We start from the raw sequence: 26,538 nt of genomic DNA on the forward strand, positions 1-26,538 counted from the left end.
AGCCGCAGGGAGATGGCTCCTGGCAGGTTACCGACCCCTGGGGCTGCAGCCACCGCTATGATGATCCGGCGGTGGGTTAACCTATTGGTCAGGCACAAAAAACTGTTGAATCCTCCACCTTGGCGGCGGCAGGGGCTTTCCCTATCTGGTGTGAGGGTGTAAAAGCCCCCGGACTTTCGGAGATTCAGACCATGATGACCTTCCTTCTGGTGGTGCATATCCTGCTGGCGCTGGCGCTGATCGGCGTCATCCTGATGCAGCGCTCGGAAGGCGGCGGTCTGGGCATGGGCGGCGGTGGCGGTGGGTTCATGACCGCGCGCGGCCAGGCCAACCTGCTGACCCGCACGACGGCGATCCTCGCCACCCTGTTCATTGGCACCAGCATCGTTCTGGCGATCCTGTCCGGCGGCAACACCAAGCCGCGCTCGATTCTCGACACGCAGCCCGCCCCGTCGACTTCGACGCCCGCCGAGTCGCCCAAGCCGGCCGTGCCGCTCTCGCAGTAAGTCGCTGTTTTTACAGCTGGATTAAATCGCGCACCGCGGTGCGCAAAGCCCTTCATTGTGTCGAACGATTAGGTTAAACAGGAATCCCATGACGCGGTACATCTTCATCACCGGCGGCGTGGTTTCCTCCCTCGGCAAAGGTCTGGCTTCGGCGGCACTCGGTGCGCTGCTGCAGGCGCGTGGCCATACCGTGCGGCTGCGCAAGCTCGATCCCTATATCAACGTTGATCCGGGCACCATGAGCCCGTACCAGCATGGCGAGGTCTTCGTCACCGATGACGGCGCCGAGACCGATCTCGACCTCGGCCATTACGAGCGGTTCACCGGCGTGCCCGGGCGCAAGACCGACAACATCACCACCGGCCGCATCTACCAGACCGTGATCGCCAAGGAACGCCGCGGCGATTATCTCGGCGGTACCGTGCAGGTGATCCCGCACATCACCGATGCCATCAAGGATTTCATTGCCGCCGACCGCGACAATGTCGACTTCATGCTGGTGGAGGTGGGTGGCACGGTGGGCGACATCGAAAGCCTGCCATTCCTTGAGGCGATCCGCCAGTTTGGCCTGGAAGCCGGGCGCGGCCAGGCGATCTACATCCATGTCACCCTGGTGCCGTTCATCGCCGCCTCGGGCGAGTTGAAGACCAAGCCGACGCAGCATTCGGTGAAGGAACTGCGCTCGATCGGCATCCAGCCCGACATCCTGCTCTGCCGCGCCGACCGCGAAATCCCGCAGGGCGACCGCAAGAAGATGGCGCTGTTCTGCAATGTGCGGGAAGAAGCCGTTATTCCCGCGCTGGACGTCGAGACCATCTATGCCGCGCCGCTGGCCTATCACGAGGCCGGGCTGGACGTGCAGGTGCTGAAGGCCTTTGGGCTGGATGCCGGCAAGGAGCCGAACCTGAAGGGCTGGCAGAATATCGTGCAGCGCGTCACCGCGCCGGAAAACACGGTGAAGATCGCGATCGTCGGCAAATATACCGGCCTGAAGGATGCCTATAAGTCGCTGGCCGAGGCTTTGGTGCATGGTGGTATCGCCAACAACGCGCGCGTCAACATCGAGTGGATCGAAAGCGAGATCTTTGAGAAGGACGAGACGGCGCTGCATGCGCTGGACGGCGTGCATGCCATCCTGGTGCCGGGCGGCTTCGGCGAACGCGGGTCGGAAGGCAAGATCCGCGCCGTGACCTTCGCCCGCGAGCGCAACGTGCCGTATTTTGGCATCTGCTTCGGCATGCAGATGGCGGTGATCGAATATGCCCGCTCCAAGGCCGGCATCAAAAAGGCCAGCAGCACCGAGTTCGGTCCGACCGACGAGCCGCTGGTCGGCTTGATGACCGAATGGATGCGCGGCAACGAGCTGGAGCAGCGCAGCAGGGCCGGCGACCTGGGCGGCACCATGCGGCTCGGCGCCTATGATGCTTCGCTGAAAGCTGGTTCGCGGGTGGCCGAGATCTATGGCAGCACGACGATCTCCGAGCGCCACCGCCATCGCTACGAGGTCAACACCAAGTATCGCGACAAGCTGGAAAACTGCGGCCTGGTTTTCTCCGGGATGTCGCCCGACGGCCTGCTGCCCGAGATCGTGGAATTGCCGAACCACCCCTGGTTCATCGGCGTGCAGTATCACCCTGAGCTGAAATCCAAGCCCTTCGAGCCGCATCCGCTGTTCGCCAGCTTCGTGAAGGCGGCGCTGGACCAGTCGCGGCTGGTGTAGGCGCGGCTGGAAAAACACCATCGTCTCCAATATATTACCGTCATGCCCGGCCCCAGGAATTGCTTCTTGGCCGGGCATCCACGTTTTTGTGTAATCCGGCCGGGTTAAGACGTGGATGGCCGGCCATGAAGCCCTTTCTGGGCCCGGCCATGACGGATTAGAGTGGTTGCGGGGCGAGTGATCAGGAGCGACGCAGAATGAGCGATACCCAGAACCCCATTCGCCATGTGAAGGTCGGCGAGTTCGAGATCGGCAACGACCTGCCGCTGACGCTGATCGCGGGCCCCTGCGCCATGGAAAGCCGCGAGCACGCGCTGGACATGGCCGGTTCGCTCAAGGAGCTGACCGAGAAACTCGGCCTCAACTTCATCTACAAGTCTTCATTCGACAAGGCCAACCGCACCTCGATCCGCTCCAACCGCGGCTTCGGGCTGGAAAACGCCATTCCGGTCTTTGACGAGATTCGCTCGACGCTCGGCCTGCCGGTGATCACCGACGTGCATACGGAAGAACAGTGCCGCGAAGTGGCGCCGCATGTCGACGTGCTGCAGATCCCGGCTTTCCTGTGCCGTCAGACCGACCTGCTGGTGGCGGCAGCCCAGACCGGCAAGCCGGTGAACGTGAAGAAGGGCCAGTTCCTCGCGCCCTGGGACATGAAGAACATCGTCGAGAAATTCGACTATTGCGGCAATCCGAACGTGATGCTGTGCGAGCGCGGCGTGAGCTTCGGCTACAACACGCTGGTCAACGACATGCGCGCGCTGCCGATCATGGCCGAGACCGGCTGCCCGGTGGTGTTCGATGCTACCCATTCGGTGCAGCAGCCGGGCGGCAAGGGCACGGCCTCGGGCGGCGACCGCCGCTTCGTGCCGGTGCTGGCGCGCGGCGCCGTGGCGATCGGCGTGGCCGCCGTGTTCATGGAAACCCACAAGGACCCGGACAGTGCGCCGTCGGACGGCCCCAACATGGTGGAATTCGACCGGCTGGAGCCGATCCTCGAACAGCTGCTCGAATTCGACCATCTGGCGAAAAGCGGGCATTGAGACAGGGGCATTTTGCACCGCAAATTCTGCATCATGGCCGGGCCTTGTCCCGGCCATTTGCATGAAGGGACATGGTCATGACAACCGACCTGACGATTCTCACTTACACCGGCCTTCTGACGCTGGCGCAGATGGCCCTGCAGTCCTTCACCTACAAGGCACAGGTGGGCAATGCCTATACGGTCGGGCCGCGCGATCAGCTAATTGCACCGACAGGCATCGCCGGCCGTGCCGACCGCGCCTATCGGAACCTGCTTGAAGCCCTGCCAGTTTTTGCGATTGGTGTGCTCGTGGCGCATCTGGCGGACAAGGCCGATGATTGGACCGCGCTCGGTTGCTGGATATTCCTGATCGCCCGTATTGGGTTCGTTTGTGCCTATCTCGCCGGCTGGCCCTGGGTGCGCACATTGATCTGGAATGCCAGCGCCGTCGGCGTAGTGATGATCTACTGGCGCATCCTGGTCTGAGGGCGTCGCGCCCTCACGCCTCCAGCTTCGCCAGCACCTGGCCTTCCTTCACGTTGTCGCCCTCGGCGACGGTGAGGACGGCAAGCTTGCCGTCCTTGGGCGCTTCGACCGGGATTTCCATCTTCATCGATTCCAGGATCATCACGATGTCGCCACCGGCCAGGCTGGCGCCGGCCTCGGCCTCGATCTTCCATACCTTGCCGGTGACATCGGCCTTGATCTCGATAACGGGCATATACTCCACACTCCCCAGCAGGAACGGCCGATGTCCGGCCCTTGATGGCAAGAGTGTCGGGATTTCGTGGTTTTAGATCAAGGCCCGCCCAGGCTTCGTGGTCGGTCGCCGGGATGAACAAGCGATATCCCGCAGCCACGGCGGTTACCCGACCGAAGCCATCATTTCGATCATGACGGCGATCCGCGATCCGGCAGGGTCTGTACATGCTCCGGGTACTCCGGATTATCGTGCCGCCTCGTAGCCGGCCAGCACGGCGGCCAGATTGGTGCCGAGGATATCGGACAGATAGCCGCCTTCCTGTACCAGCACAGTTGGCAGGCCGATCCTGGCCAAGGCCTGGCCGATCCGCCCGAAACCGGCCGTGGTCACCTTCAGGCCCTGCAGCGGGTCCTCCTCCGAGGCGTCGAGGCCAAGAGCCACCACCAGGGCGCCGGGCGCGAAGACCGTGATGGTCTTCATCGCCTTTTCCAGCGCCTTGAGGTAATCGGCATCACCGGTGCCGAGCGGCAATGGAATATTCAGGTTGGCGCCGAGGCCGGGGCCGGCGCCGCGCTCATGGGCGTAACCGACAAAGAAGGGGTAATAGCTGGACGGGTCGGCATGCAGCGACACGGTCAGTACGTCGGCGCGCTCGTAGAAAATACCCTGGGTACCGTTGCCATGATGCACGTCGACATCAAGGATGGCGACGCGCTCGAATTTCTGCCGCAGATGCGCCGCCGCAATCGCGCTGTTGTTGAGATAACAGAATCCGCCAGCCATGTCGCGATAGGCGTGATGGCCGGGTGGGCGGCACAAGGCGTAGATGCTGTCTTCGCCATCCAGCACCATCTGGGCCGCGGTGGTGGCGACATCGGCGGCGGCGCAGGCGGCCGCGAAAGTGCCGGCGCCGATCGGGCAGGCGGTATCGGCGGTATGCCAGCCGAGCTTGCCGACAATGCCGGTGGGATAACTCAGCATCTGGCTGCGCATGCCATGAATATTGGGGATCATCTCGCTGCCGGCATCGCCCAGCGCCTGCCATTCGGCATAGCCATCGGCGAGGAAGGCCAAATAATCGGGGCTATGCACGCGAGCGCGTGGACCCGCGCCGAAACTCTGCGCCGGAATGATGCTGTGCTTGCCGGTATTGAGTCCTGTCAGCAGGCGCGCGGCGCGCTCGGGTTGTTCGGTGGTCTTGCGCACGGTGCCGCGCACAAGGAAGAACTGCGGGTCGTGACTCTGGTGGGCGTCGCTGTAGACCGCTTTCACGGGCCTGTCTCCGTTGGTTGGGATTGTTCCGGCGGCAGGGTGCGCACCAGCCTGGCGACGCCGCGCCAGGCATCGCCAAGATGGTATTCCATGCTGCCCTGGATGCGGGCCTCATCGCCGCTTTCGATTGCCGCCAGCAGCGGCTCATGGGTTTCGGCGATGCGATGTGGATCATCGTAAAGGCGTCCTATCAGGCCGATCACGATGCGCAGTTCCGAGGCCAGGTCGTCAAACAGCTTGAGCAGGCGGCGGTTGCCCGACATTTCGCAGATCAGACGATGGAAACGATAATCTTCCTCAACCTGCCGGGCCGGGTCATTGATGGCGGCGGTTTCGTACAGCACGTCCAGTTGCCGCCGCAAAGCGGCGTGGCCTTCCGGCGTCAGGCGCCGTGCCGTCAGCACGGCGGCATGTTTCTCGATGCAGATGCGCAGATCGTAGAGGTCGTCGATTTCCTCCGGCGCATGGGTGCGTACAAAGAATCCGCGGCTCGGGATCGCCACCAGCAGGCCCTGGCTTTCCAGCAGGCGCCCGGCTTCGCGCACCGGCGCGCGGCTGACGCCGAGTTCACGGGCGATGGCGGCCTCGGCCACTTTGGCGCCAGGCGGCAGATGGCCGGCAATGATGGCATCGGTGAGCATGGCCGCGATCTGGCTGACCAGATCCTGGCTGGTGACGGCGGGCAGTCCGACCGGTTTTGAGGCGAGACGCATGGGTTATGTCCTTGATTCATATTGTATCGTTAAAAGTGTCGACTGTCGACACTTTTGCGTTGCGACTCACTGCTATCGCGTGACAGTATGCCGCATAACTTCGGAGATGCAGTCATGACGGCGACCGTTCGCGCCCTCTCGAATACCGGCAACGATGCGATCTGGCAGGCCAAGATCGACCTGGCCGCCGCCTACCGCCTGGTGCACCGACTGGGGCTGGACGACAGCATCTACACCCATATCTCGGCCCGGCTGCCCGGCACGCATGAGAAATTCCTGATCAATCCTTATGGCATGCGGTTCGATGAGGTGAAGGCCTCGAACCTAGTGACGGTGGATATCGAAGGCGGCGTGATCGAGGATCCGCTGGGGCTTGGGATCAACCCGGCTGGTTTCACCATCCACAGCGCCATTCATTCGGCCCGTCCCGATGTGGTCTGCGTGCTGCATACCCATACGGTGGCCGGCGTGGCGGTTTCCTGCCAGCAGGATGGCCTGCTGCCGCTGAACCAGTGGTCGATGCAGTTCACCGACCGCATCGCCTACCATACCTATGAGGGTATCGCCCTCGACCTCGACGAGCGCCGCCGCCTGATCGCCGATCTGGGCGACAAGATGGTGTTTATCCTGCGTAATCACGGCCTGCTGACCTGCGGCCGTTCGGTCGCCGAGGCCTTCAAGCTGATGCATAACCTGGAGCGCTCCTGCCGCGCCCAGCTTGCCATCCAGTCCGCCGGCGCTGCCATTGTGCCGCCGCCAGCCGGCGTGCCGCAGAAGGCGGCCGGACAATACCAGAAAATATACGACAAACTCGAAGCCGGTAATGCCCGGGACATCGAGTGGGAAGCCTTCAAGCGCATGTTGGAGCGCACTGATTCCGATTACCAGACTTGAACCGTGCATCACAGAGGGGGTTGCTGTGCTGAAGAATAGCCTGATTGGTCTTATTGCCGTATGCGGCTTTGCCATATCCGCCGCCGCGCAAACACCGAAGACGGGTGGCGTCGCCAACGTCATCATCCAGCCGGAACCGCCCAGCCTGATGGTTGGTCTGGTGCAGAACGGCCCGACCCAGATGGTCGCCGGCAATATCTACGAGGGGCTGCTGCGCTACAGTCCCAAGCTCGAGCCGCTGCCGGGACTGGCCGAAAGCTGGACCGTCAGCGCCGATGCCAAGACCTATACCTTCAAGCTGAAACCCGGCGTCAAATGGCATGATGGCAAGCCTTTTACCTCAGCCGACGTTGCTTTCACGATCGAGTTTCTCAAGCAGACCCATGCCCGTGCCCGCGGCAATCTGGTGCAGCTCGAGAAGGTCGAAACGCCGGATGCCGCCACGGTGGTCTTCACCCTGAAGCAGCCCTTCGGTCCGTTCCTCGGCATCTTCGAGGTTGGCTCAATGCCGATGGTGCCCAGGCACATCTATGAAGGCACCGATTTCAAGACCAATCCGGCGAACAACACGCCGATCGGCACCGGTCCCTACATGTTCAAGGAGTGGCAGAAGGGCTCGTTCATCAAGCTGGTGAAAAACCCCGACTACCATGTCAAGGGCAAGCCGAACCTGGACGAAATCTACTGGCATGTCATCCCGGATGCGGCCGCGCGCGCGGTTGCTTTCGAGACTGGCAAGGTCGACATCCTGCCTGGCGGCTCGGTTGAGAATTTTGACGTGCCGCGCCTGAGCAAGCTCAAGGATGTCTGCGTCACCGGCAAGGGCTGGGAGTTCTTCAGCCCGCTGTCATGGCTGTGGCTGAACAACCGCTCGGGTCCGACCGCGAACAAGGCGTTTCGCCAGGCGCTGATGTATGCCATCGACCGCGACTTCGCCAAGAACGTGATCTGGAACGGCCTCGGCAAGGTTGCCACCGGTCCGTCCAGTTCGGCGATCCGTTTCTATACCGACGACGTGCCGAAATATACGCTGAACCCCACCAAGGCCAAGGCATTGCTGAAGGAAGCCGGCTACAAGGGCGAGAAGGTGCGCCTGCTGCCGTTGCCCTATGGCGAGACCTGGCAGCGCTGGGCCGAAGCCGTGCGTCAGAACCTGCAGGATGTCGGTATCAACGTCGAAATGGTTGCTACCGACGTGCCGGGCTGGAATCAGAAAACCTCGGAATGGGATTTCGACATCGCTTTCACTTATCTCTACCAGTATGGCGATCCCGCGCTGGGCGTCGGCCGCAATTATGTCAGCAGTCAGATCGCCAAGGGCTCACCGTTCAACAATGTTGAGGGCTACTCCAATCCTGAGATTGACCGGCTCTTCGCCGAAGGCGCCGTGGCCGTGCCGGATTCCAAGCGCATGGAGCTTTACACCAAGGCGCAGAAAATCCTGGTCGAGGACGTGCCGGTGGCCTGGCAGCTTGAACTTGCCTTCCCGACCATCACGCGCTGCAAGGTGAAAGACCTGATCACCACGGCGATTGGAGTCAACGACGGCTTCCGCGACGCCTGGATCGACAAATAGCACCGGCATGCCTGCGACGGCCATCCTGTGATGGTCGCCGCGGGCCGCCTGGCCGCCCGTTTGTCCTTCCCTGACCTGCCCCGAAAGTCCTGATGCTGTCCTTTGTTGCCCAGCGGATCGTGAAGGCCGTTATCGTCCTTCTGGCGATCATCGTGCTGAATTTCTTCCTGATCCGCGCCGCGCCGGGTGATCCGGCGCTGGTCATGGCCGGCGAGGCTGGCGCCGGCGATGAGATGTTCGTCGCCCAGCTGCGCGAGAAGTTCGGCCTCGACCAGCCATTGCCGAAACAGCTTTTCCTGTATGTGAAGGGCGTGGCCGGTTTCGATCTCGGATTTTCGTTCCGCCAGCAGATGCCGGTCTCGAAGCTGATCCTCGACCGCCTGCCGGCCACCCTGTTGCTGACTGGCTCCGCTTTCCTGATTTCCCTGCTGCTCGGCGTTCTGCTCGGCGCCCTGGCGGCCCGCCGCGCCGGCAGTTGGGCAGACACGGTCATCACCGTGGTGGCGCTGGTTTTCTATGCCACGCCGCTCTTCTGGGTGGCGCTGATGGCGATCCTGCTGTTTTCGGTCACCATGGAATGGCTGCCCAGCTTCGGGTACGAGACGGTCGGCGCCGGTTATACCGGATTGGTGCATATACTCGATGTCGGCGCGCATCTGGTGTTGCCGGCCGTCACGCTGGGGCTCTTCTTCACCGCCACCTATGCTCGCATGACCCGCGCCTCGATGCTGGAGGTCGTGCGGCTCGATTTCGTCAAGACCGCCCGCGCCAAGGGACTCAGCGAGGGACTGATCCAGCGTCGGCACGTGCTGCGCAATGCGTTGCTGCCAGTCGTCACCCTGGCTGGCCTGCAGGCCGGTACCCTGGTTGGCGGTGCCGTGTTGACCGAGACAGTGTTCGCCTGGCCCGGCATTGGCCGGCTGATGTACGAGGCGCTGCTGCAGCGCGACTATAACCTGCTGCTCGGGGTTTTCGTCGTTTCCTCCGCCATGGTCCTGGCCTTCAATCTGGTAACTGATCTGATCTACCGCCTGGTCGATCCACGTATTGAGATGGCGTCATGAAGCAGTTCTGGAAAAACCTGCTGCGTAATCCCGGCAGTGTGGTCGGCCTTCTGATTCTCGCCGTTGTGCTGCTGGTGGCTGTTCTCGGCCCGCTGATTTTCCCGCAATCGCCCTGGCGCATGGTGCAGCGCCCATTTCTGGCGCCGATGGCTGTAGATGGCTTCCTGTTCGGCACCGACGCGCTGGGCCGCGATGTGGCGGCCGGCCTGATTCACGGGGCGCGCGTCTCGCTGCTGGTCGGCCTGGTCTCGACGCTGGCGGCGCTTGCCATCGGCGTGCCGCTGGGTGCCGTAGCCGGCTATGCCGGCGGCCGGGTCGATGACGCCCTGATGCGCTTCACCGAGTTTTTCCAGACCATCCCCAGCTTCGCGCTGGCCATTGTGCTGGTTGCCATTCTGCAGCCCTCGATCTATTCGATGGTCGCGGCCATCGCCATCGTCAGCTGGCCGCCAGTTGCGCGTCTGGTCCGGGGCGAGGTTTTGTCGCTGCGCAGCCGGGAATATGTCCAGGCGGCGGTGGTGACTGGGCATACCGGCGGCTGGATCATCTGGCGCGAAATCCTGCCCAACACGCTGTCGCCGATCATCGTCCTGGCCTCGCTGATGGTGGCGACCGCCATCCTGCTTGAATCCTCGCTCTCATTCCTCGGCCTCGGCGATCCCAACCTGATGTCCTGGGGCTATATGGTCGGAGCGGGGCGCACCGTGATCCGGCAAGCCTGGTGGATCACGGTTTTTCCCGGCATCGCCATCCTGCTCACCGTGCTGGCGCTCAATCTGGTGGGCGAGGGACTGAACGACGCGCTCAATCCGCGCCTTGCCAAGGAAGGACGCTGAGCATGACGACGCAGCCCGTTGCCGCGATCCGCAATCTGAAAATCGCCCTGCCGTTCGGCGGTGACCGCCGCTATGCCGTCGACGATGTGTCGTTCGACCTGATGGCAGGCCAGATACTCTGCGTGGTCGGCGAATCCGGTTCTGGCAAGTCGATGTGCGCCCATGCCCTGATGGGCCTGCTGCCCAGAGCGGTTAAACCGGAAAGCGGCAGCATCGCCTTCGACGGCCGCAATCTGCTCGACCTTGATGAGCCAGCCTGGATGGCCCTGCGCGGTCGCCGCATTGCCATGGTGTTCCAGGAGCCGATGACGGCGCTCAATCCATTGATGCGCATCGGTGATCAGATGGCCGAGATGTTCGAGGCGCATAATCTGCTGACGCCGAAGGAGCGCTGCGCGCGCGTCGTGGCGCTGGCCGGCGAGGTCGGACTGCCCGATCCGGAACGGATCGTGCGCGCCTATCCGCACCAGCTTTCGGGCGGCCAGCGTCAACGTGCCATGATCGCAATGGCGCTGGCGCTTGAGCCGACTCTGCTGGTGGCCGATGAGCCAACCACGGCTTTGGATGTGACCACCCAGGCGCAGATACTCAAGCTGATCCGCGACCTGCAGCGCCGTCGCAACATGGCGGTGATGTTTATTACGCATGATTTCGGCGTTGTCGCCGAAATTGCCGACCGCGTCGTGGTGCTGCAGCATGGCAGGCTGGTCGAACAGGGCGCGGCGCACGAGGTGCTGCAGAATCCGCAGCATGCCTATACCCGCAGTCTGCTGGCCGCCGTGCCATCGATGCAGCCGCCGCAGCGTCCCTCGCTGGCCGACCGGCCCAAGGCGGTTGAGGTGATCGGCCTGGGCAAGACCTATGTGACCGGCGGCGGCTGGCTGCGGCCGGCCCGCCGGGTCGAGGCGGCCAGAGATGTCAGCTTCGCCATCCGCCAGGGTGAGACCCTTGGCCTGGTTGGGGAATCCGGGTCTGGCAAGTCCTCGGTCGCCAAGCTGGTCATGCGGTTGGTGCAGCCTGATAGCGGCAGCATCCGGCTGGGCGGCACCGACCTGACTCTGATCGGCGGCGCGGCCCTGCGGGCACAGCGGCGGCGTATCCAGATGGTGTTCCAGGATCCTTTCGCCTCGCTCAATCCGCGGCGCAGGGTCGGCCGTATCATTGCCGATGGGCCAGTGGCGCATGGCGTGCCGTGCGACGTGGCACTGCAGCGCGCCCGCGACCTGTTGCAGATTGTCGGGCTCGACGCTGGCGCCATTGATCGATATCCGCATGAATTCTCCGGCGGTCAGCGCCAGCGCATCGGGATTGCCCGCGCCCTGGCGCTGGAGCCGGAAATCCTCGTTGCCGATGAGGCAGTGTCGGCGCTGGATGTCTCGGTGCAGGCACAGGTGCTGCGCCTGCTGGAAGATCTCAAGCAGCGGCTTGGCCTGTCCATGCTGTTCATCACCCATGACCTGCGCGTGGCAGCACAGATATGCGATCGTATCGCGGTGATGCAGCGTGGCCAGATCGTTGAGCTGAAAGCTGCCGCTGAATTATTTGCGGCGCCAGAGCATCCTTACACCCGTGAGCTGCTGGCGGCAGTGCCCGGCCGTGCTTCGGCGGCGGCCTGACATGCATTGCGCCCTGGTCAGTCGCACCCTCGACCTGCGGTCTTACTTCGGCAAGGCGCTGGATGGCATTGCCGAGCACATCCAGGCCGTCGACCATCCGGCGGATGATCATGCCGAGCAGGTGCAGATGGCGCTGGCCTGGCATCCGCCGGCCGATGCCTTTGCCAGCTATCCGAATCTGAAAGCGGTCTGCACCATCGGTGCCGGTGCCGACAACGTGCTGGCCTGTCCCAGCCTGCCACCGCATGTCGATGTGGTGCGTGTGGTCGATCCGGCCCAGGCAGAGATGATGGCGGGCTTCATTCTTTGGCATGTGATCTGGCATCAGCGCCGCTTCGCCAGCTTCATGGCGCAGCAGAAGGCGAAAATCTGGAAACGGCTTGATCAACGCCGGCCGCAGACGGTTTCCGTCGCGCTGCTCGGTTATGGCCAGATCGGCCAGCGCGTCGCCGAAGAGCTGACCGCGCTGGGTTTTCCGGTGCTGGCCTGGAGTCGCACGCAAAAGCCGCTGCCTGCCAATCTGCGCGGCTTCCATGGCCGCGACGGCCTGTTGACGATGCTGGCTGAAACCGAGGTTTTGGTGAATCTGCTGCCGCTGACGCCGGAAACCCGCGGCATCCTCAATCGCGATGCGTTCGCCGCGATGCGGCCGGGCGGTTATCTGATTCAGGTTGGACGCGGCGAGCATCTGGTCGAGGCCGATCTGCTGGCGGCGCTGCAATCCGGGCAACTGTCCGGCGCATCTCTTGATGTCTTTGCTGTCGAGCCCCTGCCGCAGGATCATGTCTTCTGGCATCACCCGCAGGTATTCATGACGCCACATGATGCCTGCGACATCAGTGTCGATGCCCTGGCGGCGACCCTGATGGCGACCGCGACGGCCGTGCAGGCCGGCGAACGGCCGCCGCATGCGGTCGATCGGCAGCGGGGCTATTGAGCCGCGTCCGGCCATGCCTGATCCTGCTTCCTCTCGCCCAGCGCATCTGATCCACGCTCTCGACACCACGCCGGCACCGTTGTCGGAAAGGCAGGCGGTTGCCCTGGCGGCCGAGCATTTCGGCCTGGCGGCAACTGCGACGCGCCTGAGCAGCGAACGCGACCAGAATTTCCGCATGGATGATGCCGCGGGCCGCCGCTTCGTGCTCAAGATCGCCAGCCCTGCCGAGGCGCCGGAGGTGACCAACCTGCAGACCATGGCATTGCTGCATGTGGCGAAGGCAGATCCAGGGCTACCGGTGCCCCGGGTTTTCCCCGCCCGCAATGGCGCGGCCGAGCTGGCTCTTGCTGTCGATGACGGGCCGGCGCGTATCGTGCGGCTGCTGTCATATCTGCCCGGCCTGCCGTTGCATCAGGCGCCGGCTTCGCTGGCTTTATGCCGCGACCTGGGGCGACGCGCGGCGCAGTTGGACCTCGCCCTGCGGAACTTCCACCATCCGGCTGCCCGTCATCCGCTGCTATGGGATCTGCAGCATGCTGGCCAGCTGCGGCCGCTGTTGGACGAGATCGGGGATCTGAACGCGGAAGATTACAGGCTGCTGGCCGGAGCGCTGGACGGATTCGTATCCCGGATCGCACCGGTACTGCCACGGCTGCGGCAGCAGCTGGTGCATAACGACCTCAATCCGAATAATGTCATGGTTGATCCATCCGACCATGCCCGCGTGGCCGGTATTCTTGATTTCGGTGACATGACCCAGACGGCTTTGATCAACGATGTGGCCATCGCGGCGACTTATCAGGTCGGCAGCGGCGAGGCCGCGCTCGAACCGGCCGCGGCTTTGGTGGCCGGTTATCATGCCGTCGCGCCGCTGCAGGACATCGAGCTCGACATCCTGTTTGACCTGATCGTTGCCCGCAGCGTGATGACCGTGGTGATCGGCGGCTGGCGCGCTGCCCGGTATCCGGCGAATCGCGACTACATCCTGCGCCATGCACCCGGCGCCTGGTCCAGGTTGCGGCATCTGACCCAGCGACCGGCCGAACGGGCGCGGGCAGAGCTACGCCGCGCCTGTAACATGGAATGACCGCATGGATAAGACTGAATCAGTTGCCAATCTGCTGCAGCGCCGCCAGAAGCTGCTCGGCCCGGCCTATCGTCTGTTTTACGACGAGCCGGTGCATCTCGTGCGTGGCGAAGGTGTCTGGCTGTTCGATCCGGCCGGAGAGCGTTATCTCGACGTCTACAACAATGTCGCCTCGGTCGGGCATTGCCATCCCCATGTGGTGGAAGCCATCGCCCGCCAGGCTGCGATCCTGAACACCCATACGCGGTATCTGCATGGCGCCGTGCTGGACTATGCCGAGCGGCTGCTGGCGACGTTTCCCGCAGCCATCGGCAACATCATGTTCACCTGCAGCGGCAGCGAGGCCAATGATCTGGCATTGCGCGTGGCGCGCACCTGCACCGGCGGTACCGGCGTGATCGCCACCCAGGCCGCCTATCATGGCGTCACCCAGGCGCTGGTGCCGTTGTCGCCGTCGCTGGGCCTGCTGCCGGAACCGGACTCGCCGGTGCGGCTGATCCCGCCGCCGCGCGATACGACCGCTTTCGCCGGCCATGTCGAGGCAGCGATCGAGGATATGCGCCAGCATGGCATCCGTCCGGCGGCCCTGCTGGTCGACACGATCTTTTCCAGTGATGGCGTCTTCGCCGACCCACCCGGTTTCCTGCGCGAGGCCGCAGCCGCCATCCGAGCCGCCGGCGGTTTGTTCATCGCCGACGAGGTGCAGCCCGGTTTTGGCCGCACCGGTAGTCATATGTGGGGCTTTGCCCGCCATGGCGTGGTGCCGGATCTGGTGACCATGGGCAAGCCGATGGGCAACGGCCATCCGGTAGCCGGCATGGCGGCGAAACCCGAACTGCTGGCGGAATTCGGCCGCCGCTCGCGCTACTTCAACACCTTCGGGGGCAATCCGGTTTCGGTTGCCGCTGGCATGGCCGTGCTCGATGTGATCGAGAACGAGGCCTTGCGCGAGAATGCGCGCGATACCGGTGCCTATCTGCGGGAACGGTTATTGGCATTGCAGCAGGCCTGCCCGCTGATCCACGAGGTGCGCGGCGCCGGCTTGTTCATCGGGGTCGAGCTGCGTCATGCCGATGGCCGGCCGGCCGGGGATGAGGCTCAGGGTCTGGTCAACCGGCTGCGGCAGCGGCGCGTGCTGATCAGCGCCTCCGGCCCTGATGGCAATGTGCTGAAAATCCGCCCGCCTCTGGTCTTCAGACGGGAACATGCCGACATCTTCATGGCCGCGCTGGAGCAATGTCGGCCGGGGTAAGGCCGTTATTCCTGCCTGTGGGGGCGAGTCCACGGGGGTATCCGGCAGGTCGATAACGGCGGTGCTTCCTCCCTGGCTCGTTAACCCTGTTTCTGCCTTGGAAGTGCCTGTCGCGCCAGCGTAAAATGCGGGCCTCACGGCGAGTCCCGAAAGGCTGTCATGTCCTGCCGTAACGTCATCGCGGTTCTAGTCGCCGCCGGCCTGCTGGCGGGCTGCGATACCTATTATTCTTTGCGTCGTGACATCGGCATCGATCCGGTCGACCCGCCGAGCCCGTACCAGATGCAGCAGGCGCAGCGGCCCGTGGCGAGCCAACCGGCCCAGCCTGCGGCGCCGGTGATGCCCGGTGGCGTGGCGCAGGCGAACTGGGCGGCGCAGCGCGCAGCCACGGCGGCTGCGACCAACCAGGGAAACACCACGCCGGTGGGTTATAAGGAACCGGAAAAGCCGATAGAGGCTGCTGGCGCGCCTGGGGCGGCGCCAGCGACAACCGCGGTTGCCGCATCCGGCGTCAGCAATGCCAAGACCCCGCCGGCCGCCATGCGGATGGCGCCGCCGACCTCAGCCGCTCCTGCACCGGCCGCAGTGCCGGAGGCCACGCCCGGCCTGCCGGCCGGCTACAGCCCGTCGCCATCCGTGGTCGACAATCCGGCCCAGGCGCAGGAGCAGCAGAAAATGGCTGCCGCCACCGGGGCCCGGCCTATGCCGCCGGAGTCGGCAAAAATGGGGCCCGAACCGCCGAAGATGGCCGGCAGCATGAAGCAGCCAGGCAACGCCACCGGCGGCACATGGCGTGTGCATCTGGCTTCGCATCGCACGGAATCGGCGGCGATCAACGAATGGCAGGAACTGCTGAAAGCCAATCCGCAGCTTTATGGCCAGTATGATCCGCTGGTTTCCTGGGTTGAGTTGCAGGGCCGGGGTTCTTTCGCGCGACTGGAATTGGTTGGCTTCACCGACCGTAAGGCGGCGGAAACAGCCTGCGGCAAACTGCGCGCCGGCACGCGCTATTGCGCTGTGGTGGCAGAGTAGGGATAAAACGAAAAAGGCCGGGTTGAACCCCGGCCTTTCGCATTCTGGAATTTTGAACTGTATCAGGCAGCGGCATCCGCGGCGCGTGAAGCGCGCTTGCGGTCGTTGGGATCGAGCAGTTTCTTGCGGATGCGGATCGACTTCGGCGTCACTTCCACCAGCTCGTCGTCGCCGATGTAGCTGATCGCCTGTTCCAGCGTCATCTTGCGCGGCGGGGTAAGGCGCACGGCCTCGTCCTTGCCCGAGGCGCGCATGTTGGTCAGCTGCTTGGCCTTCATCGGGTTGACTTCAAGGTCGTTGTCACGGCTGTTCTCGCCGATGATCATGCCCTCATACACAGGCGTGCCCGGATCGACGAACAGCACGCCGCGCTCCTCGATATACCACAGCGCATAGGCCACGGTTTCGCCGGTGCCATTGGCGATCAGCACGCCATTGCGGCGGCCCGGGATCGGGCCGCGATGCGGACCATAACCATGGAACAGCTTGTTCATGATGCCGGTGCCGCGCGTATCGGTGAGGAACTCGCCATGATAGCCGATCAGGCCGCGCGAAGGGGCATGGAAGGTGATGCGGGTCTTGCCGCCGCCCGAGGGGCGCATGTCGCGCAGCTCGGCCTTGCGCAGGCTCATCTTCTCGACCACCACGCCGGTATAGGCGTCGTCGACATCGACATGCACTTCCTCGATCGGCTCAAGCAGCTGGCCGTTCTCGTCCTTCTGGAACAGCACGCGCGGACGGCTGATCGAAAGCTCGAAGCCCTCGCGGCGCATTACTTCGACCAGCACGCCGAGCTGCAGCTCGCCGCGGCCGGCCACCTGGAAGGCGTCCTTCTCGTCGGTCTCGGTCACGCGGATCGCCACGTTGCCCTCTGCCTCGCGCAGCAGGCGCTCGCGGATCACGCGGCTCTGCACCTTGCTGCCTTCCTTGCCGGCGAACGGCGAGTTGTTGACCGAGAAGGTCATTGCCAGCGTCGGCGGATCGATCGGATTGGCCGGCACTGGCTCGGTGACGGCGGGTTCGCAGATGGTGTCAGCCACGGTGGTGGTGGTCAGGCCGGCAATGGCGACGATGTCGCCGGCATCGGCTTCCTCCACCGGCACGCGCTCGATGCCGCGGAAGGCCAGCAGCTTGGTGACGCGGCCAGTCTCGATTTCGGTGCCATCGGCGCGCAGCGAATGGATCGGCGAGTTGACCTTCAGCTTACCGGAATAGATGCGGCCGGTGAGGATACGGCCGAGGAAGTTATCGGCTTCCAGCGTGGTGACCAGCATCTTGAACGGCGCATTTAGCTCCACCTTCGGCGCCGGCACATGGCGCACGACGAGGTCAAACAGCGGGGCGAGGTCCTTGCGCGGGCCTTCCAGGCTGTCATCGGCCCAGCCGCTGCGGCCGGACGCGAACATGCAGGGGAAATCAAGCTGCTCCTCCGAGGCGTCCAGCGCGGCGAAGAGGTCGAAGACCTCGGAGTGCACTTCCACCGGACGGGCGTCCTGGCGGTCGACCTTGTTGATGACCACGATGGGGCGCATCCCTAAGCCGAGCGCCTTGCCCAGCACGAATTTGGTCTGCGGCAGCGGGCCTTCGGCGGCATCGACCAGCAGCACCACACCATCGACCATCGACAGGATGCGCTCGACCTCGCCGCCGAAATCGGCGTGACCGGGGGTGTCGACGATGTTGACGCGGGTGCCATGCCACTCGACCGAGGTGCACTTGGCGAGGATGGTGATGCCGCGCTCGCGCTCCAGGTCGTTGGAATCCATCACGCGCTCGGCGACCTGCTGGTTCTCACGAAACGAGCCGGACTGACGCAGCAAGGCGTCGACGAGTGTGGTCTTGCCATGGTCGACGTGGGCGATGATGGCGATATTGCGGATGTCCATGCGGCTTACACAAAAGGCCCGGTCCATCCTGGGGGCAGGCGGCCGGGCGCGATTCCTTTAGATCGGCTAGGGTTGGGCGGGTATATACGGTGCGCGACCGATTGTTACAAGGACAGATTTGTTGCGCCGCGGTGACGGCGGCGCAAGGCTGCCATGCCGGCATTGCGCCAGGTAATTAACCTCGCCGAATCCGTAGCTTAGCTGGGGCAGGGGCGGCGGGCGCCCCTTCGGCCACGGTTTTCTCTGCTTCGGCCGCCAGCCAGGCCACGAAGGCCCGTACCCGCAGATCGCCCGACAGCGCCGCTGGCCAGCGCACCAGATGCACCTTGCTGCAGGGCATACCCCAGCCGGGCCCTAGCGGCCTGACCAGACGGCCGTCCTTCAACGCATCATCGACCAGCAGGGATCTGGCCAGCACCACGCCGCCGCCCTCGATGGCGGCGCTGATGGCCGTGCCGATATCGACGAACCGCAGGCTGGTTTTCGGTTTGCCGGCAATGCCGAGCCGTTTGAACCAGGTGCTCCATTCCCATTCCGGAGTGTTGCCCTCCTCGGTGCCCTTGTAGAGCAGGGGGAGGGTCGCGAGTTGCGCCGGATCGCGCAGCGGCTTCCTGAGCACCGAGGGTGCGCAGACCGGGAAAACCTGCTCGCGGAACAGCAGGCGCTGGGTGCTGGTGTTGCGAGCCTCCTCGGGCCTGACCCACAGCACGCTCAGATCGCAATCGCCGCTGCGCGCCTTCATCTGCGCTTGGGTGGTGGCGATGACCAGTTCGATCTCGATGCCGGGATGCCGCCGTGCGAAAGCCGGCAGGCGGCGCACCAGCCAGTGCTGCGTCAGCGCCGCGCCGATGCTGACGCGCAGGCGGCCCGGTGTTGTCGCCGCGCGGCAACGTTCGCGCAGGCCGGCCATGCTGTCGAACACATCGCCCAGCCCTTCAGCCAAAGCCGCGCCTGCCGGGGTCGGGAACAGGCCTGCACGACGCCGCAGCAGCAAAGATGTGCCGATGAAGGCTTCCAGACGGCGCAGGCGATGGCTCACCGCACTCTGGGTGATGCCCAGCTCACTGGCCGCCGCGGTCATGCTGCCATGGCGCAGCACGGCATCGAAGGCCACGAGGGAGTCGAAGGGCGGCAGGGAGCGCATGCCCGTATTATGAATTAGATTCATGATACTGTGAAGCGATGTCGTTGGCCCGGCGCACGGCGGCATGCGATGCAGTGCCATGTCCGATCTCGCGCAACCGATGCCACGCTTCGGCCTCAATCATCCCATGGCCGTGGCTTGGGTGCTGGCACTGTCGGTCAGCCTGGCCAACTTCGATGTCACCGTCGTCGCCGTGGTGTTGCCGGTCATACGTGACGAACTGGGCTTCTCGATCGGCGCCACTGCCTGGGTTATGGACGCCTACAGCCTGGCCTTTGCCGGCTCTTTGTTCGCCGCCGGCGCGCTGGCCGACCGGTTCGGCCGCCGTCGCATGCTGCTGCTGGGCAATGCCGGCTTCGCGATGGCGTCGCTGCTCTGCGGCCTGACCTGGGACGGGCCGTCGCTGTGGTTTGCCCGCGCACTGCAGGGCCTGTGCGCCGCCTTCTATATCACCGGCGGCCTGGCTGCGATCTCGCTGGCCTATCCGATATCGAACGCGGCAAATCGCGCCCGGGCCTTCGGCATCATCGGCGTTACCAGCGGCGCGGCGATGGCGCTGGGCCCCACGCTGGGCGGCTTTGTCGCCGCCGGCTTGGGCTGGCGCTGGATATTCCTGATCAATCTGCCGGTTTGCGCGATCTGCGCCTGGGCGGTTCGTCGCGTGATTGCAGAATCGCGCGATGAAGAGGGGCGGGCGCTTGATATTACCGGCGTGGCTCTGCTGACGCTGGCCATCGCCCTGCCGGTACAGGCGCTGCTGCACAGCGACGGTGCGCCGGTCTGGCGCTGGTTGGCTACGGGAGCGGGTGTGCTGCTCGGGATCGTGCTGGTGTGGCAACAGAAGCGCCGTGCGAAACCGATGCTCGACCCGATGCTGTTCCGGCGGCGCGAGGCCATTGGTATCGGCTGCCTGCTGCTGTCACTGTCGGCCGGCTATTGGGCCACGCTGATCTATCTGCCGCTATATCTGCTGGCGGCTTTCGGCCTCGATGTCGAACAGGGCGGGTTGGCGATGCTGGCCGCCACGTTACCGATGCTGGCGCTGCCGCCGGTCGGCGTCTGGTTGACCCAGCGTTATGGCTGGCAGGCGACGTTCACCGGCGGCATGCTGCTGCTCACGGCCGGGCTGGCACTGCTGGCCTATGCCGCTTTCACGGCCGCATCGCTCTGGTTCGTGCTGGGCGCCATGCTGCTGCTGGCGAGCGGGGCGGGGATCAGCAATTCGCAGGTCTCGGGCGCGCTGGTGGCGCTGGCGCCGCCGGATCGCGCCGGCATGGCGTCTGCCATGGCAACGACATTGCGGCAGGCTGGCTTTGCCATCGGCATCGCTCTGCTTGGCGCAGTTTCCGGCGGCGTGGATTATGCCGCTGCCTTTGGCGTGGCGGCGTTTGCCGCCGCCATTGGTGCAGCGGCTGCTGCGCTGACGCTGAAGAGAATTCTGATCTAGACAGCTCAGACCAGCATGTCGGCGATGCCGCCGGCGCTCTTGCCGGTGCCCTGTTTGACGGCTTCCTCGATCTGCTCGCGGATCTCTTCCTCGATCTTCTTGCGCAGCTTTTCGTCGAGCTGGGCGAGGCCCTCTTCAGTCAGGCCGTTTTCTTCCAGGTATTTCGCCCGGATGCGCTCGGGGATTGACATCTTGGCGTAATCCAGGAAGTCCTGGGCGGCATCGGGTTTTTCGGGCCGCGCGGTTGCCGCTACGGCGGCGGCGGTCTGGGCCGCGGAAGACGACTGCGTTGCCTGCGCCTCATCGACTGGGCCAGTTGCCGTGGTCAGCCAGGCCGGGCGGGTCTGCGGATCACTGCCCTTCGCTTCTTCCTTCTTCGCCCTTGCGAGCTTCAGGAAGCTTTCCATCGTCTCGCTGTCGAAGCTGAGCTGCTGCAGGCGACTGCTGCCACCGCGGATATCGGAAACCGACATGCTGTCCTCCACTTGCTTTGTGGGCACAGGAAGCAATGTGCATGCCAAAGGTTGCAGGGTGGTCGCGTGTCAGGATATTGCGGAAATCGGCATAATCACAATGTTGCGGAGTTTGGTAAACGGCAGTTAAGCGGAATTTTCTGCCGCCTGGGCACGATGATGCGGTGTGATTTGCCGGGTGCCTCTGTCTGCTCAGCGGTCGACATGCCCTAGGTCGCGGCCTGGATCGAGACGATCGCGCAGAAGCTTTTTGAGCGTCTTCACATCAGGAAAGCCGCCGTCGCGTTTGCGTTCCCAGATCGTGACATTGTCATAACAGATTTCGAAGATGCCGCCGGTGCCAGGCACCAGGGCCACCTCGGCCAACTCATCAGAAAAGGTGGAAAGCAGTTCCTGCGCCATCCAGGCGGCGCGCAGCAGCCAGTGGCATTGCGTGCAATAGGTGATGGTGATGCGGGGTCTGGTGCTGGCAGTCGGATCGGTCATGCCGGCATGCTAGCCTGGAATATGTTCGCTGCGCAGCCCTTCCAGCATGCCTGGCGTGTCGACCGTGCCACTGACTGCATCGCCCCAGATGATGTCGAAACCGGCCGCAATGCCGGTACGCAGATAATCGCGGTTGTTGATATTGGCCAGGATCGCGATGTTGCGATGCAGGTGGATACGCTTGGCGAACGTGCCAAGGTCAGCCTGCAGTTTCATCGTGTCGGACTGGTCGGCCGGTATTTCGGTGCTCAGGCCATAGCAGCCGGCGGTGGCGAAGGTGTCGACCAGCCGGGGGTCGGGCTGCATATGCGCTACCTGCAGGGACGATAATGGCCGCAGATAGGAAATCAGCTCCGCCAGCCGGCTGGCCGGCATGCCGGTCGGCAAATTGGTGATGGCAAAGGCGATATAGGTGCGGATGCCATCAGGAAGATCGCGCAGGCGGCTGAAATACTGCTCGCGCAGGCGGCTGATACTCATGGTGTCGTAGCTGATCGGCACCACCAGCTTGGTCTGCAGGCCTGCCGCCATCATGCGATGCAGGCCAAGCAAGGCCGCCCCAAGGGTGAAACGATCGAGTGCCGGCAACAGGTCCTCCGGCTTGTCGAGCATCGGATCGTCGTCCACCAGCACCATGCGGCCGGTACGCTTGTTGATGACATTGGTGAGGAAGGAGGTGAAAGCGCGGCGCCGCGTGTTGAACATCGGCCGGAAGCTGGCACTGCAATGTTTGAGGTATTCCTCAACGGTGGTGCGCTGGAACAACGCGCTGAAATCCTGCTCCAACTCGGGGATGTAGGACAGTTCCGTTGTATCCGCCATTGATCCGGCGACCTGTCTGGCGGAATCGGATTCATACCAGCCGTCCTCGGCGGCGGTGCGAACATGGTGGATCAGTTCGTCGAGTGAATTGATTTTTTCCAGTACGAATTGCCGGTCGATCTCGGCGACCTGGGATACCACGGTGATGTCCTGGCCTTCGCCGACGATCAGCTTCTCGATCTCCCCGGCGATCATGCGTGCCTTGAACTCGGCCTCGCGGCGGCGCAGGCGAGTGAACAGGATCAGGAAATTTTCATCGTCCACCTTGTAATAAGCATCGGTGACATCAAGGCGGTGGCGGAAAATTCCTTCGATCAGGTGAAAAATCCGCGCGCTTTGCTGTTCCCAGTGGTCACCCAGGACGGTACGGATATCGGCCAGACCGATTAACTGCAGGGAACCGGCCGTCAGTTTACTGGAAGGAATACTCAGGCTGTGCTGACCCGCCGTGGCAGCCGGGGCAGGGGTGGCGGCACCGATTTCGCGCCGCCGGGGCGCTGGGCCCGACGGCGCATCGTTGCCGCCAAGCAGATGCCCCAGTTTCTGAAGTAGGGAACTACGCGTGCTGTCCATCGGTGATGTTGCGTGTGTCTTTTTTCTACCCAGACAAGATCTGACTTCAGAGCTAGAGAAAGGAAAAATAGTGCAGTGCTGATTTGCTAAATAAGTCTGCGCCTTCTCTGGCAGCGAGTCGATCATATAAAATAATAAGTATTTTCAATGGATTATTTCGTATTTTGGCGCGATATGCGACTTCGCGTGACAAGAGGGGTTTGACATTGGGGGAAATCAGGGCATTTATTATGATCATCATCATATAGGCTTTTCCATGGCCCAGCCTTCTCCTGCCGCCGCTCTGCCATCGCGCCGCCAGGCCACGCGCGAGAGAATCCTGCATTCGGCGGCCCGATCTATCAGGACGCGTGGTCCTGCCGGCGTGGGGGTGCTGGAGATCATGCATGAGGCCGGCCTGACGCATGGTGGCTTCTATGCCCATTTCAGATCGAAGGACGACCTGGTGGCGGCTGCCATCACCGCCATGTTCGAGGAAGGACGCAATCGCTTCTTCGCCCGTACCGCCGGCAAGCAGGGTATCGAAGCATTGCGCGCCTGGGTCGACGCCTATGTCTCGCCATCGCATCGTGACAATCCCGGCGGCGGCTGCGCGCTGGCCGCACTGACCAGCGATGCTGCCCGCCTCGAAGCACCAGCGCGTGCCGCCTTCGATGACGGCCTGCGCGGCATCGTCGCGCGGTTTGTCTCGTATCTTCCCGTGCATGATGGCTTCGATGCCGAAGGCTTTGCCATGGCAATGCTGTCCGAGATGGCGGGGGCCGTGGCGCTGGCTCGCGCCACCACCGATCCTGCCCTGTCCGACCGCGTCCTCGACTCCGCCCGCGCCAGTCTGCAGGCCCGGCTGGCGCAGGCGGCGCCATGAACGATCAGAGCCTTAAAGCCGCGGTGCCGCGACCATTCGCACAACCTGCGCCCCGGCCGGCGCAGGAAAAGCTGCTGATCGCAGCAATCCTGCCGACCCTCCTGCGGCTCACTCTGCCCAATACGGTGGCGATGACAGCAACCGCGCTGGCGGCGATCGCCGAGACTGCCTATGTCGGCCTGCTCGGCGTCGAGCCGCTGGCGGCGATGGCGCTGGCTTTTCCGATGATCATGCTGATGCAGATGATGTCGGCCGGCGCGATGGGTGGCGGCGTCTCGTCGGCGATTGCACGCGCCCTCGGCGGCGGCGACCGCGCGCGGGCCAATATGCTGGCCCTGCACGCCGTGGTGATCGCACTTTGTGCCGGACTGGGTTTTACGGTTTTCTTCTGGCTGCTGGGCCCGCCGATCTACCGCCTGCTCGGCGGCCACGACGGCACGCTGCAGCAGACCGTATTGTATTCCAACACGGTGTTCGCCGGCGCCATGTCGGTCTGGCTGTTCAACACGCTGTCGTCGGTGCTGCGCGGCACCGGCAACATGGCGGTGCCATCCGTGCTTGGCTTGGCAGTGGCCGTGCTGCAGATTGTGATCGGGGGCGCGCTTGGGCTGGGTTTCGGGCCACTGCCGCGGCTCGGCATGCTCGGCGTCGGACTGGGGCAGGTGGTCGCCTTCAGCCTCGGCACGCTGTATCTGGCCTGGCATTTGCTGGCGGGCCACGCACGGCTGCGCCTGGTGCCACGCGCCTTTGTGGCCCATGGCGAGATGTTTGCCGATATCCTGAAAGTTGGCGCCATGGCCTGCCTGTCATCGCTGCAGACCGTGCTGACCATCCTGATCTTCACCGGATTGGTGGCGCGTTTCGGTATTGTCGCGCTGGCGGGCTATGGCATTGGTGCGCGGCTGGAATTCCTGCTGATCCCGATTGCCTTCTCGGTCGGCGTCGCCAGCGTGCCGATGGTGGGTATGGCGATCGGCGCACGAAATGTGGCGCGCGCCCGTCATGTCGCCTGGACGGCAGGCAGCCTGGCTTTCGGCGCACTCAGCATCATTGGCCTGGTGGTGATCGTGGTGCCGGATGCCTGGTCCGGATTGTTCACGCAGGATGAAGCGGTGATCGCGGCGGCGCGGCAGTACCTCACGGCCGCCGGCGCCGGTTTTCCCTTCTTTGGCCTTGGCCTGTGCCTGTATTTTGCCTCGCAGGGCGCCGGCAGGCTGGTCGGCCCGGTACTTGCCGGTACGTTGCGGCTGGTGCTGGTTGGCATAGGCGGCTGGCTGCTGACAGTGAATGGCGCGCCGGCCTGGACGCTGTTCGCTCTGGCCGGCGCGGCCATGGTGCTCTATGGGCTGGCGACGCTGGCGGCGGTGCGCTTCACGCGCTGGTAGGCCGCGACCTACAAATTCCTGCGCTCAGAGCGGGACAGCGCCCTCGTAGTAAAAAGCCGAGATGATGCGGTCGATGGTGATGCCGTCATCGGCCAGCGGACAATGGACATATTCCAGATCGGCGTAATCATGCCGGAACTTCATGCGCGGCGGGCCGTGCCAGTAATATGTGACGCCGGTTGACAAGACTTGCTGGCGCACGTCGAGGATCACGCCGGCATCCCGGCCCGACAAGCGGGTGTTGGTGGCCACGATCTCGTCGATATAACGATTCATCATCGGCGACGGCGCGGCATCCAGTACCGCTTCGCCGGCAACTCGCACGAAGAACCGCGCCGGCTGCGGAGCAGGTTTCCGTTCGACCTCGACCAGAACGATGTTGGCCAGCAGATGCGGCAGGGCCGCCATGTCGAAATCGCGCCGCGCCGGCAGATGGCCAGGCGGATGAATCTGCCGCATGTAGCGCAGGAAATCGCGCACCACACTGCTTTGCGATTTACCCAGGATGGCGTCTATGGCGACGATATTTGGGTGGGAAGGCATGCCGGAGTATGACCGCGCGGCTGATCGGTAATCAATGCGCTGGCCTGGATCAGGGCTCGGAATCGAAGCCGTGGTAATGAAATACCGATACGATCTGGTCGACGGTGACGCCGTCTTCGGCCAGCGGGCAGTGAACATACTCGATGTCGGCGAAATCGAGAGCGAAACGCATCCGCGGCGCGCCGCAGTAATGCGCCACAAGACCGCTTTTCGCCACGGCTGCGCGCGTCAGGATCGAGTATGGCCTGCCGGGCTCATCCTCCTCGGCAATGTCTTCGAGGCGGCGGCCCTGCAGCGGCATTCGGAAGGCGCGGACGATTTCCTCGCCGGCCACCTTGATGCGGAAACCGGGCCGGTCGCCATGCACGACTTCGACCAGGATCAGATGCGGCAGCAGGCGCGGCACGGCCATCGGGTCGAAATCCCGGCGCGATGGCAAGCGGTCGGCCGGATGGATGCCGCGGTAATAGGCGAGAAAGTCAGCGATCTTTTCATCGCGCGCGACATGCAGCACGCGCGCGATGGTGACAAGATTGGGATGCGGTGTGGGACTCGGCTTACGCAAGGCAGAAGCGTGGGACACGGCGGCAGCCTTTCGGTGGCAAAAGTGGCGGCTGGCGTAGCAACTATTGCTGCGCTGCACCATTGCCATCCATGCAGGGCTGCCTTGCCGTGCTCGCCG

The 26,538-nt window shown here is 63.9% G+C and carries 26 protein-coding genes; 16 read left to right on the forward strand and 10 right to left on the reverse strand.

Annotated features, from left to right (window positions below; translation table 11 throughout):
• The first annotated feature begins 191 nt into the window (after window positions 1–191).
• The 4 genes from secG (at window position 192) to Q1J79_RS04670 (ending at window position 3,736) form a co-directional block, all read left to right on the forward strand.
• Entirely contained in the window at window positions 192–506 is a 315-nt protein-coding gene (gene secG, locus Q1J79_RS04655; RefSeq protein ID WP_300297180.1) for a preprotein translocase subunit SecG, read from the forward strand.
• An 88-nt stretch (window positions 507–594) separates the two neighbouring features.
• On the forward strand, window positions 595–2,226 hold the full coding sequence (locus tag Q1J79_RS04660; RefSeq protein WP_300297184.1) for a CTP synthase: 1,632 nt from the start codon (window positions 595–597) through the stop codon (window positions 2,224–2,226).
• Window positions 2,227–2,423: 197 nt separating this feature from the next.
• Complete coding sequence (kdsA, locus tag Q1J79_RS04665) at window positions 2,424–3,269, forward strand: 3-deoxy-8-phosphooctulonate synthase (RefSeq protein WP_300297186.1); 846 nt, start codon at window positions 2,424–2,426, stop codon at window positions 3,267–3,269.
• A gap of 77 nt (window positions 3,270–3,346) precedes the next feature.
• Window positions 3,347–3,736, forward strand: coding sequence for an MAPEG family protein (locus Q1J79_RS04670; RefSeq protein WP_300297189.1), 390 nt, complete (start codon window positions 3,347–3,349; stop codon window positions 3,734–3,736).
• Window positions 3,737–3,749: 13 nt separating this feature from the next.
• On the opposite strand, the gene Q1J79_RS04675 is transcribed toward Q1J79_RS04670, so the two are convergent.
• The 3 genes from Q1J79_RS04675 to Q1J79_RS04685 all read right to left on the reverse strand — a co-directional run bounded on the left by Q1J79_RS04675 (window position 3,750) and on the right by Q1J79_RS04685 (window position 5,938).
• Entirely contained in the window at window positions 3,750–3,971 is a 222-nt protein-coding gene (locus Q1J79_RS04675; RefSeq protein ID WP_300297192.1) for an acetyl-CoA carboxylase biotin carboxyl carrier protein subunit, read from the reverse strand.
• A 225-nt stretch (window positions 3,972–4,196) separates the two neighbouring features.
• Window positions 4,197–5,225 (reverse strand): histone deacetylase family protein, encoded by a 1,029-nt coding sequence (locus Q1J79_RS04680; protein ID WP_300297195.1) that lies wholly within the window; start codon window positions 5,223–5,225, stop codon window positions 4,197–4,199.
• Window positions 5,222–5,938: a GntR family transcriptional regulator gene (locus Q1J79_RS04685; protein WP_300297198.1), complete on the reverse strand. Its 717-nt coding sequence runs from the start codon at window positions 5,936–5,938 to the stop codon at window positions 5,222–5,224. The genes Q1J79_RS04680 and Q1J79_RS04685 overlap by 4 nt, the downstream gene beginning before the upstream one ends.
• Before the next feature lie 114 nt (window positions 5,939–6,052).
• Here Q1J79_RS04685 and Q1J79_RS04690 point away from each other — a divergent pair, with 114 nt between their 5' ends.
• The 9 genes from Q1J79_RS04690 to Q1J79_RS04730 all read left to right on the forward strand — a co-directional run bounded on the left by Q1J79_RS04690 (window position 6,053) and on the right by Q1J79_RS04730 (window position 16,232).
• Window positions 6,053–6,832 (forward strand): class II aldolase/adducin family protein, encoded by a 780-nt coding sequence (locus tag Q1J79_RS04690; protein WP_300297201.1) that lies wholly within the window; start codon window positions 6,053–6,055, stop codon window positions 6,830–6,832.
• Window positions 6,833–6,857: 25 nt separating this feature from the next.
• Window positions 6,858–8,408 carry an ABC transporter substrate-binding protein gene (locus Q1J79_RS04695; protein WP_300297203.1) on the forward strand — a complete coding sequence of 517 codons (1,551 nt, stop codon included), beginning with the start codon at window positions 6,858–6,860 and terminating at the stop codon, window positions 8,406–8,408.
• 92 nt (window positions 8,409–8,500) lie between these two features.
• On the forward strand, window positions 8,501–9,472 hold the full coding sequence (locus tag Q1J79_RS04700; protein ID WP_300297206.1) for an ABC transporter permease: 972 nt from the start codon (window positions 8,501–8,503) through the stop codon (window positions 9,470–9,472).
• Window positions 9,469–10,308: an ABC transporter permease gene (locus tag Q1J79_RS04705; RefSeq protein WP_300297209.1), complete on the forward strand. Its 840-nt coding sequence runs from the start codon at window positions 9,469–9,471 to the stop codon at window positions 10,306–10,308. Before Q1J79_RS04700 ends, Q1J79_RS04705 begins: the two co-directional genes overlap by 4 nt.
• 2 nt (window positions 10,309–10,310) lie before the next feature.
• Window positions 10,311–11,924 carry an ABC transporter ATP-binding protein gene (locus Q1J79_RS04710; protein WP_300297212.1) on the forward strand — a complete coding sequence of 538 codons (1,614 nt, stop codon included), beginning with the start codon at window positions 10,311–10,313 and terminating at the stop codon, window positions 11,922–11,924.
• A 1-nt stretch (window position 11,925) separates the two neighbouring features.
• Window positions 11,926–12,861 (forward strand): glyoxylate/hydroxypyruvate reductase A, encoded by a 936-nt coding sequence (locus Q1J79_RS04715; RefSeq protein ID WP_300297214.1) that lies wholly within the window; start codon window positions 11,926–11,928, stop codon window positions 12,859–12,861.
• Between the two features lie 13 nt (window positions 12,862–12,874).
• Complete coding sequence (locus Q1J79_RS04720) at window positions 12,875–13,948, forward strand: phosphotransferase (RefSeq protein WP_300297217.1); 1,074 nt, start codon at window positions 12,875–12,877, stop codon at window positions 13,946–13,948.
• A 4-nt stretch (window positions 13,949–13,952) separates the two neighbouring features.
• On the forward strand, window positions 13,953–15,200 hold the full coding sequence (locus Q1J79_RS04725) for an aspartate aminotransferase family protein (protein WP_300297220.1): 1,248 nt from the start codon (window positions 13,953–13,955) through the stop codon (window positions 15,198–15,200).
• A 159-nt stretch (window positions 15,201–15,359) separates the two neighbouring features.
• Complete coding sequence (locus Q1J79_RS04730; RefSeq protein WP_300297222.1) at window positions 15,360–16,232, forward strand: SPOR domain-containing protein; 873 nt, start codon at window positions 15,360–15,362, stop codon at window positions 16,230–16,232.
• A gap of 62 nt (window positions 16,233–16,294) precedes the next feature.
• On the opposite strand, the gene typA is transcribed toward Q1J79_RS04730, so the two are convergent.
• Together typA and Q1J79_RS04740 are read right to left on the reverse strand one after the other, a co-directional pair.
• Complete coding sequence (gene typA / locus Q1J79_RS04735) at window positions 16,295–18,118, reverse strand: translational GTPase TypA (protein WP_300297225.1); 1,824 nt, start codon at window positions 18,116–18,118, stop codon at window positions 16,295–16,297.
• Between the two features lie 175 nt (window positions 18,119–18,293).
• Complete coding sequence (locus tag Q1J79_RS04740; protein WP_300297228.1) at window positions 18,294–19,262, reverse strand: LysR substrate-binding domain-containing protein; 969 nt, start codon at window positions 19,260–19,262, stop codon at window positions 18,294–18,296.
• Between the two features lie 79 nt (window positions 19,263–19,341).
• Between Q1J79_RS04740 and Q1J79_RS04745 the strand changes: the two genes are divergently transcribed.
• Complete coding sequence (locus Q1J79_RS04745; protein ID WP_300297230.1) at window positions 19,342–20,709, forward strand: MFS transporter; 1,368 nt, start codon at window positions 19,342–19,344, stop codon at window positions 20,707–20,709.
• 5 nt (window positions 20,710–20,714) lie between these two features.
• Here the strand turns inward: Q1J79_RS04745 and Q1J79_RS04750 are convergent, their stop codons facing one another.
• The 3 genes from Q1J79_RS04750 to Q1J79_RS04760 all read right to left on the reverse strand — a co-directional run bounded on the left by Q1J79_RS04750 (window position 20,715) and on the right by Q1J79_RS04760 (window position 23,189).
• The gene (locus Q1J79_RS04750) at window positions 20,715–21,182 is read right to left on the reverse strand and encodes a hypothetical protein (RefSeq protein ID WP_300297232.1); all 468 of its coding nucleotides are present in this window, start codon (window positions 21,180–21,182) and stop codon (window positions 20,715–20,717) included.
• A 192-nt stretch (window positions 21,183–21,374) separates the two neighbouring features.
• Window positions 21,375–21,668, reverse strand: a complete 294-nt coding sequence (locus tag Q1J79_RS04755) for a SelT/SelW/SelH family protein (RefSeq protein WP_300297235.1) — start codon at window positions 21,666–21,668, stop codon at window positions 21,375–21,377.
• A gap of 9 nt (window positions 21,669–21,677) precedes the next feature.
• Complete coding sequence (locus Q1J79_RS04760; protein WP_300297237.1) at window positions 21,678–23,189, reverse strand: hypothetical protein; 1,512 nt, start codon at window positions 23,187–23,189, stop codon at window positions 21,678–21,680.
• Window positions 23,190–23,319: 130 nt separating this feature from the next.
• Between Q1J79_RS04760 and Q1J79_RS04765 the strand changes: the two genes are divergently transcribed.
• Window positions 23,320–23,928, forward strand: a complete 609-nt coding sequence (locus Q1J79_RS04765; protein WP_300297240.1) for a TetR/AcrR family transcriptional regulator — start codon at window positions 23,320–23,322, stop codon at window positions 23,926–23,928.
• On the forward strand, window positions 23,925–25,313 hold the full coding sequence (locus Q1J79_RS04770; protein WP_300297243.1) for an MATE family efflux transporter: 1,389 nt from the start codon (window positions 23,925–23,927) through the stop codon (window positions 25,311–25,313). The genes Q1J79_RS04765 and Q1J79_RS04770 overlap by 4 nt, the downstream gene beginning before the upstream one ends.
• A 24-nt stretch (window positions 25,314–25,337) precedes the next feature.
• Here the strand turns inward: Q1J79_RS04770 and Q1J79_RS04775 are convergent, their stop codons facing one another.
• Complete coding sequence (locus tag Q1J79_RS04775) at window positions 25,338–25,856, reverse strand: hypothetical protein (protein WP_300297245.1); 519 nt, start codon at window positions 25,854–25,856, stop codon at window positions 25,338–25,340.
• 49 nt (window positions 25,857–25,905) lie between these two features.
• On the reverse strand, window positions 25,906–26,439 hold the full coding sequence (locus tag Q1J79_RS04780) for a PAS domain-containing protein (RefSeq protein ID WP_300297247.1): 534 nt from the start codon (window positions 26,437–26,439) through the stop codon (window positions 25,906–25,908).
• Window positions 26,440–26,538 lie beyond the last annotated feature (99 nt).

The organism is Ferrovibrio sp., assembly GCF_029255545.1.
In the GTDB taxonomy this organism is placed as follows: Bacteria; Pseudomonadota; Alphaproteobacteria; order Ferrovibrionales; family Ferrovibrionaceae; genus Ferrovibrio.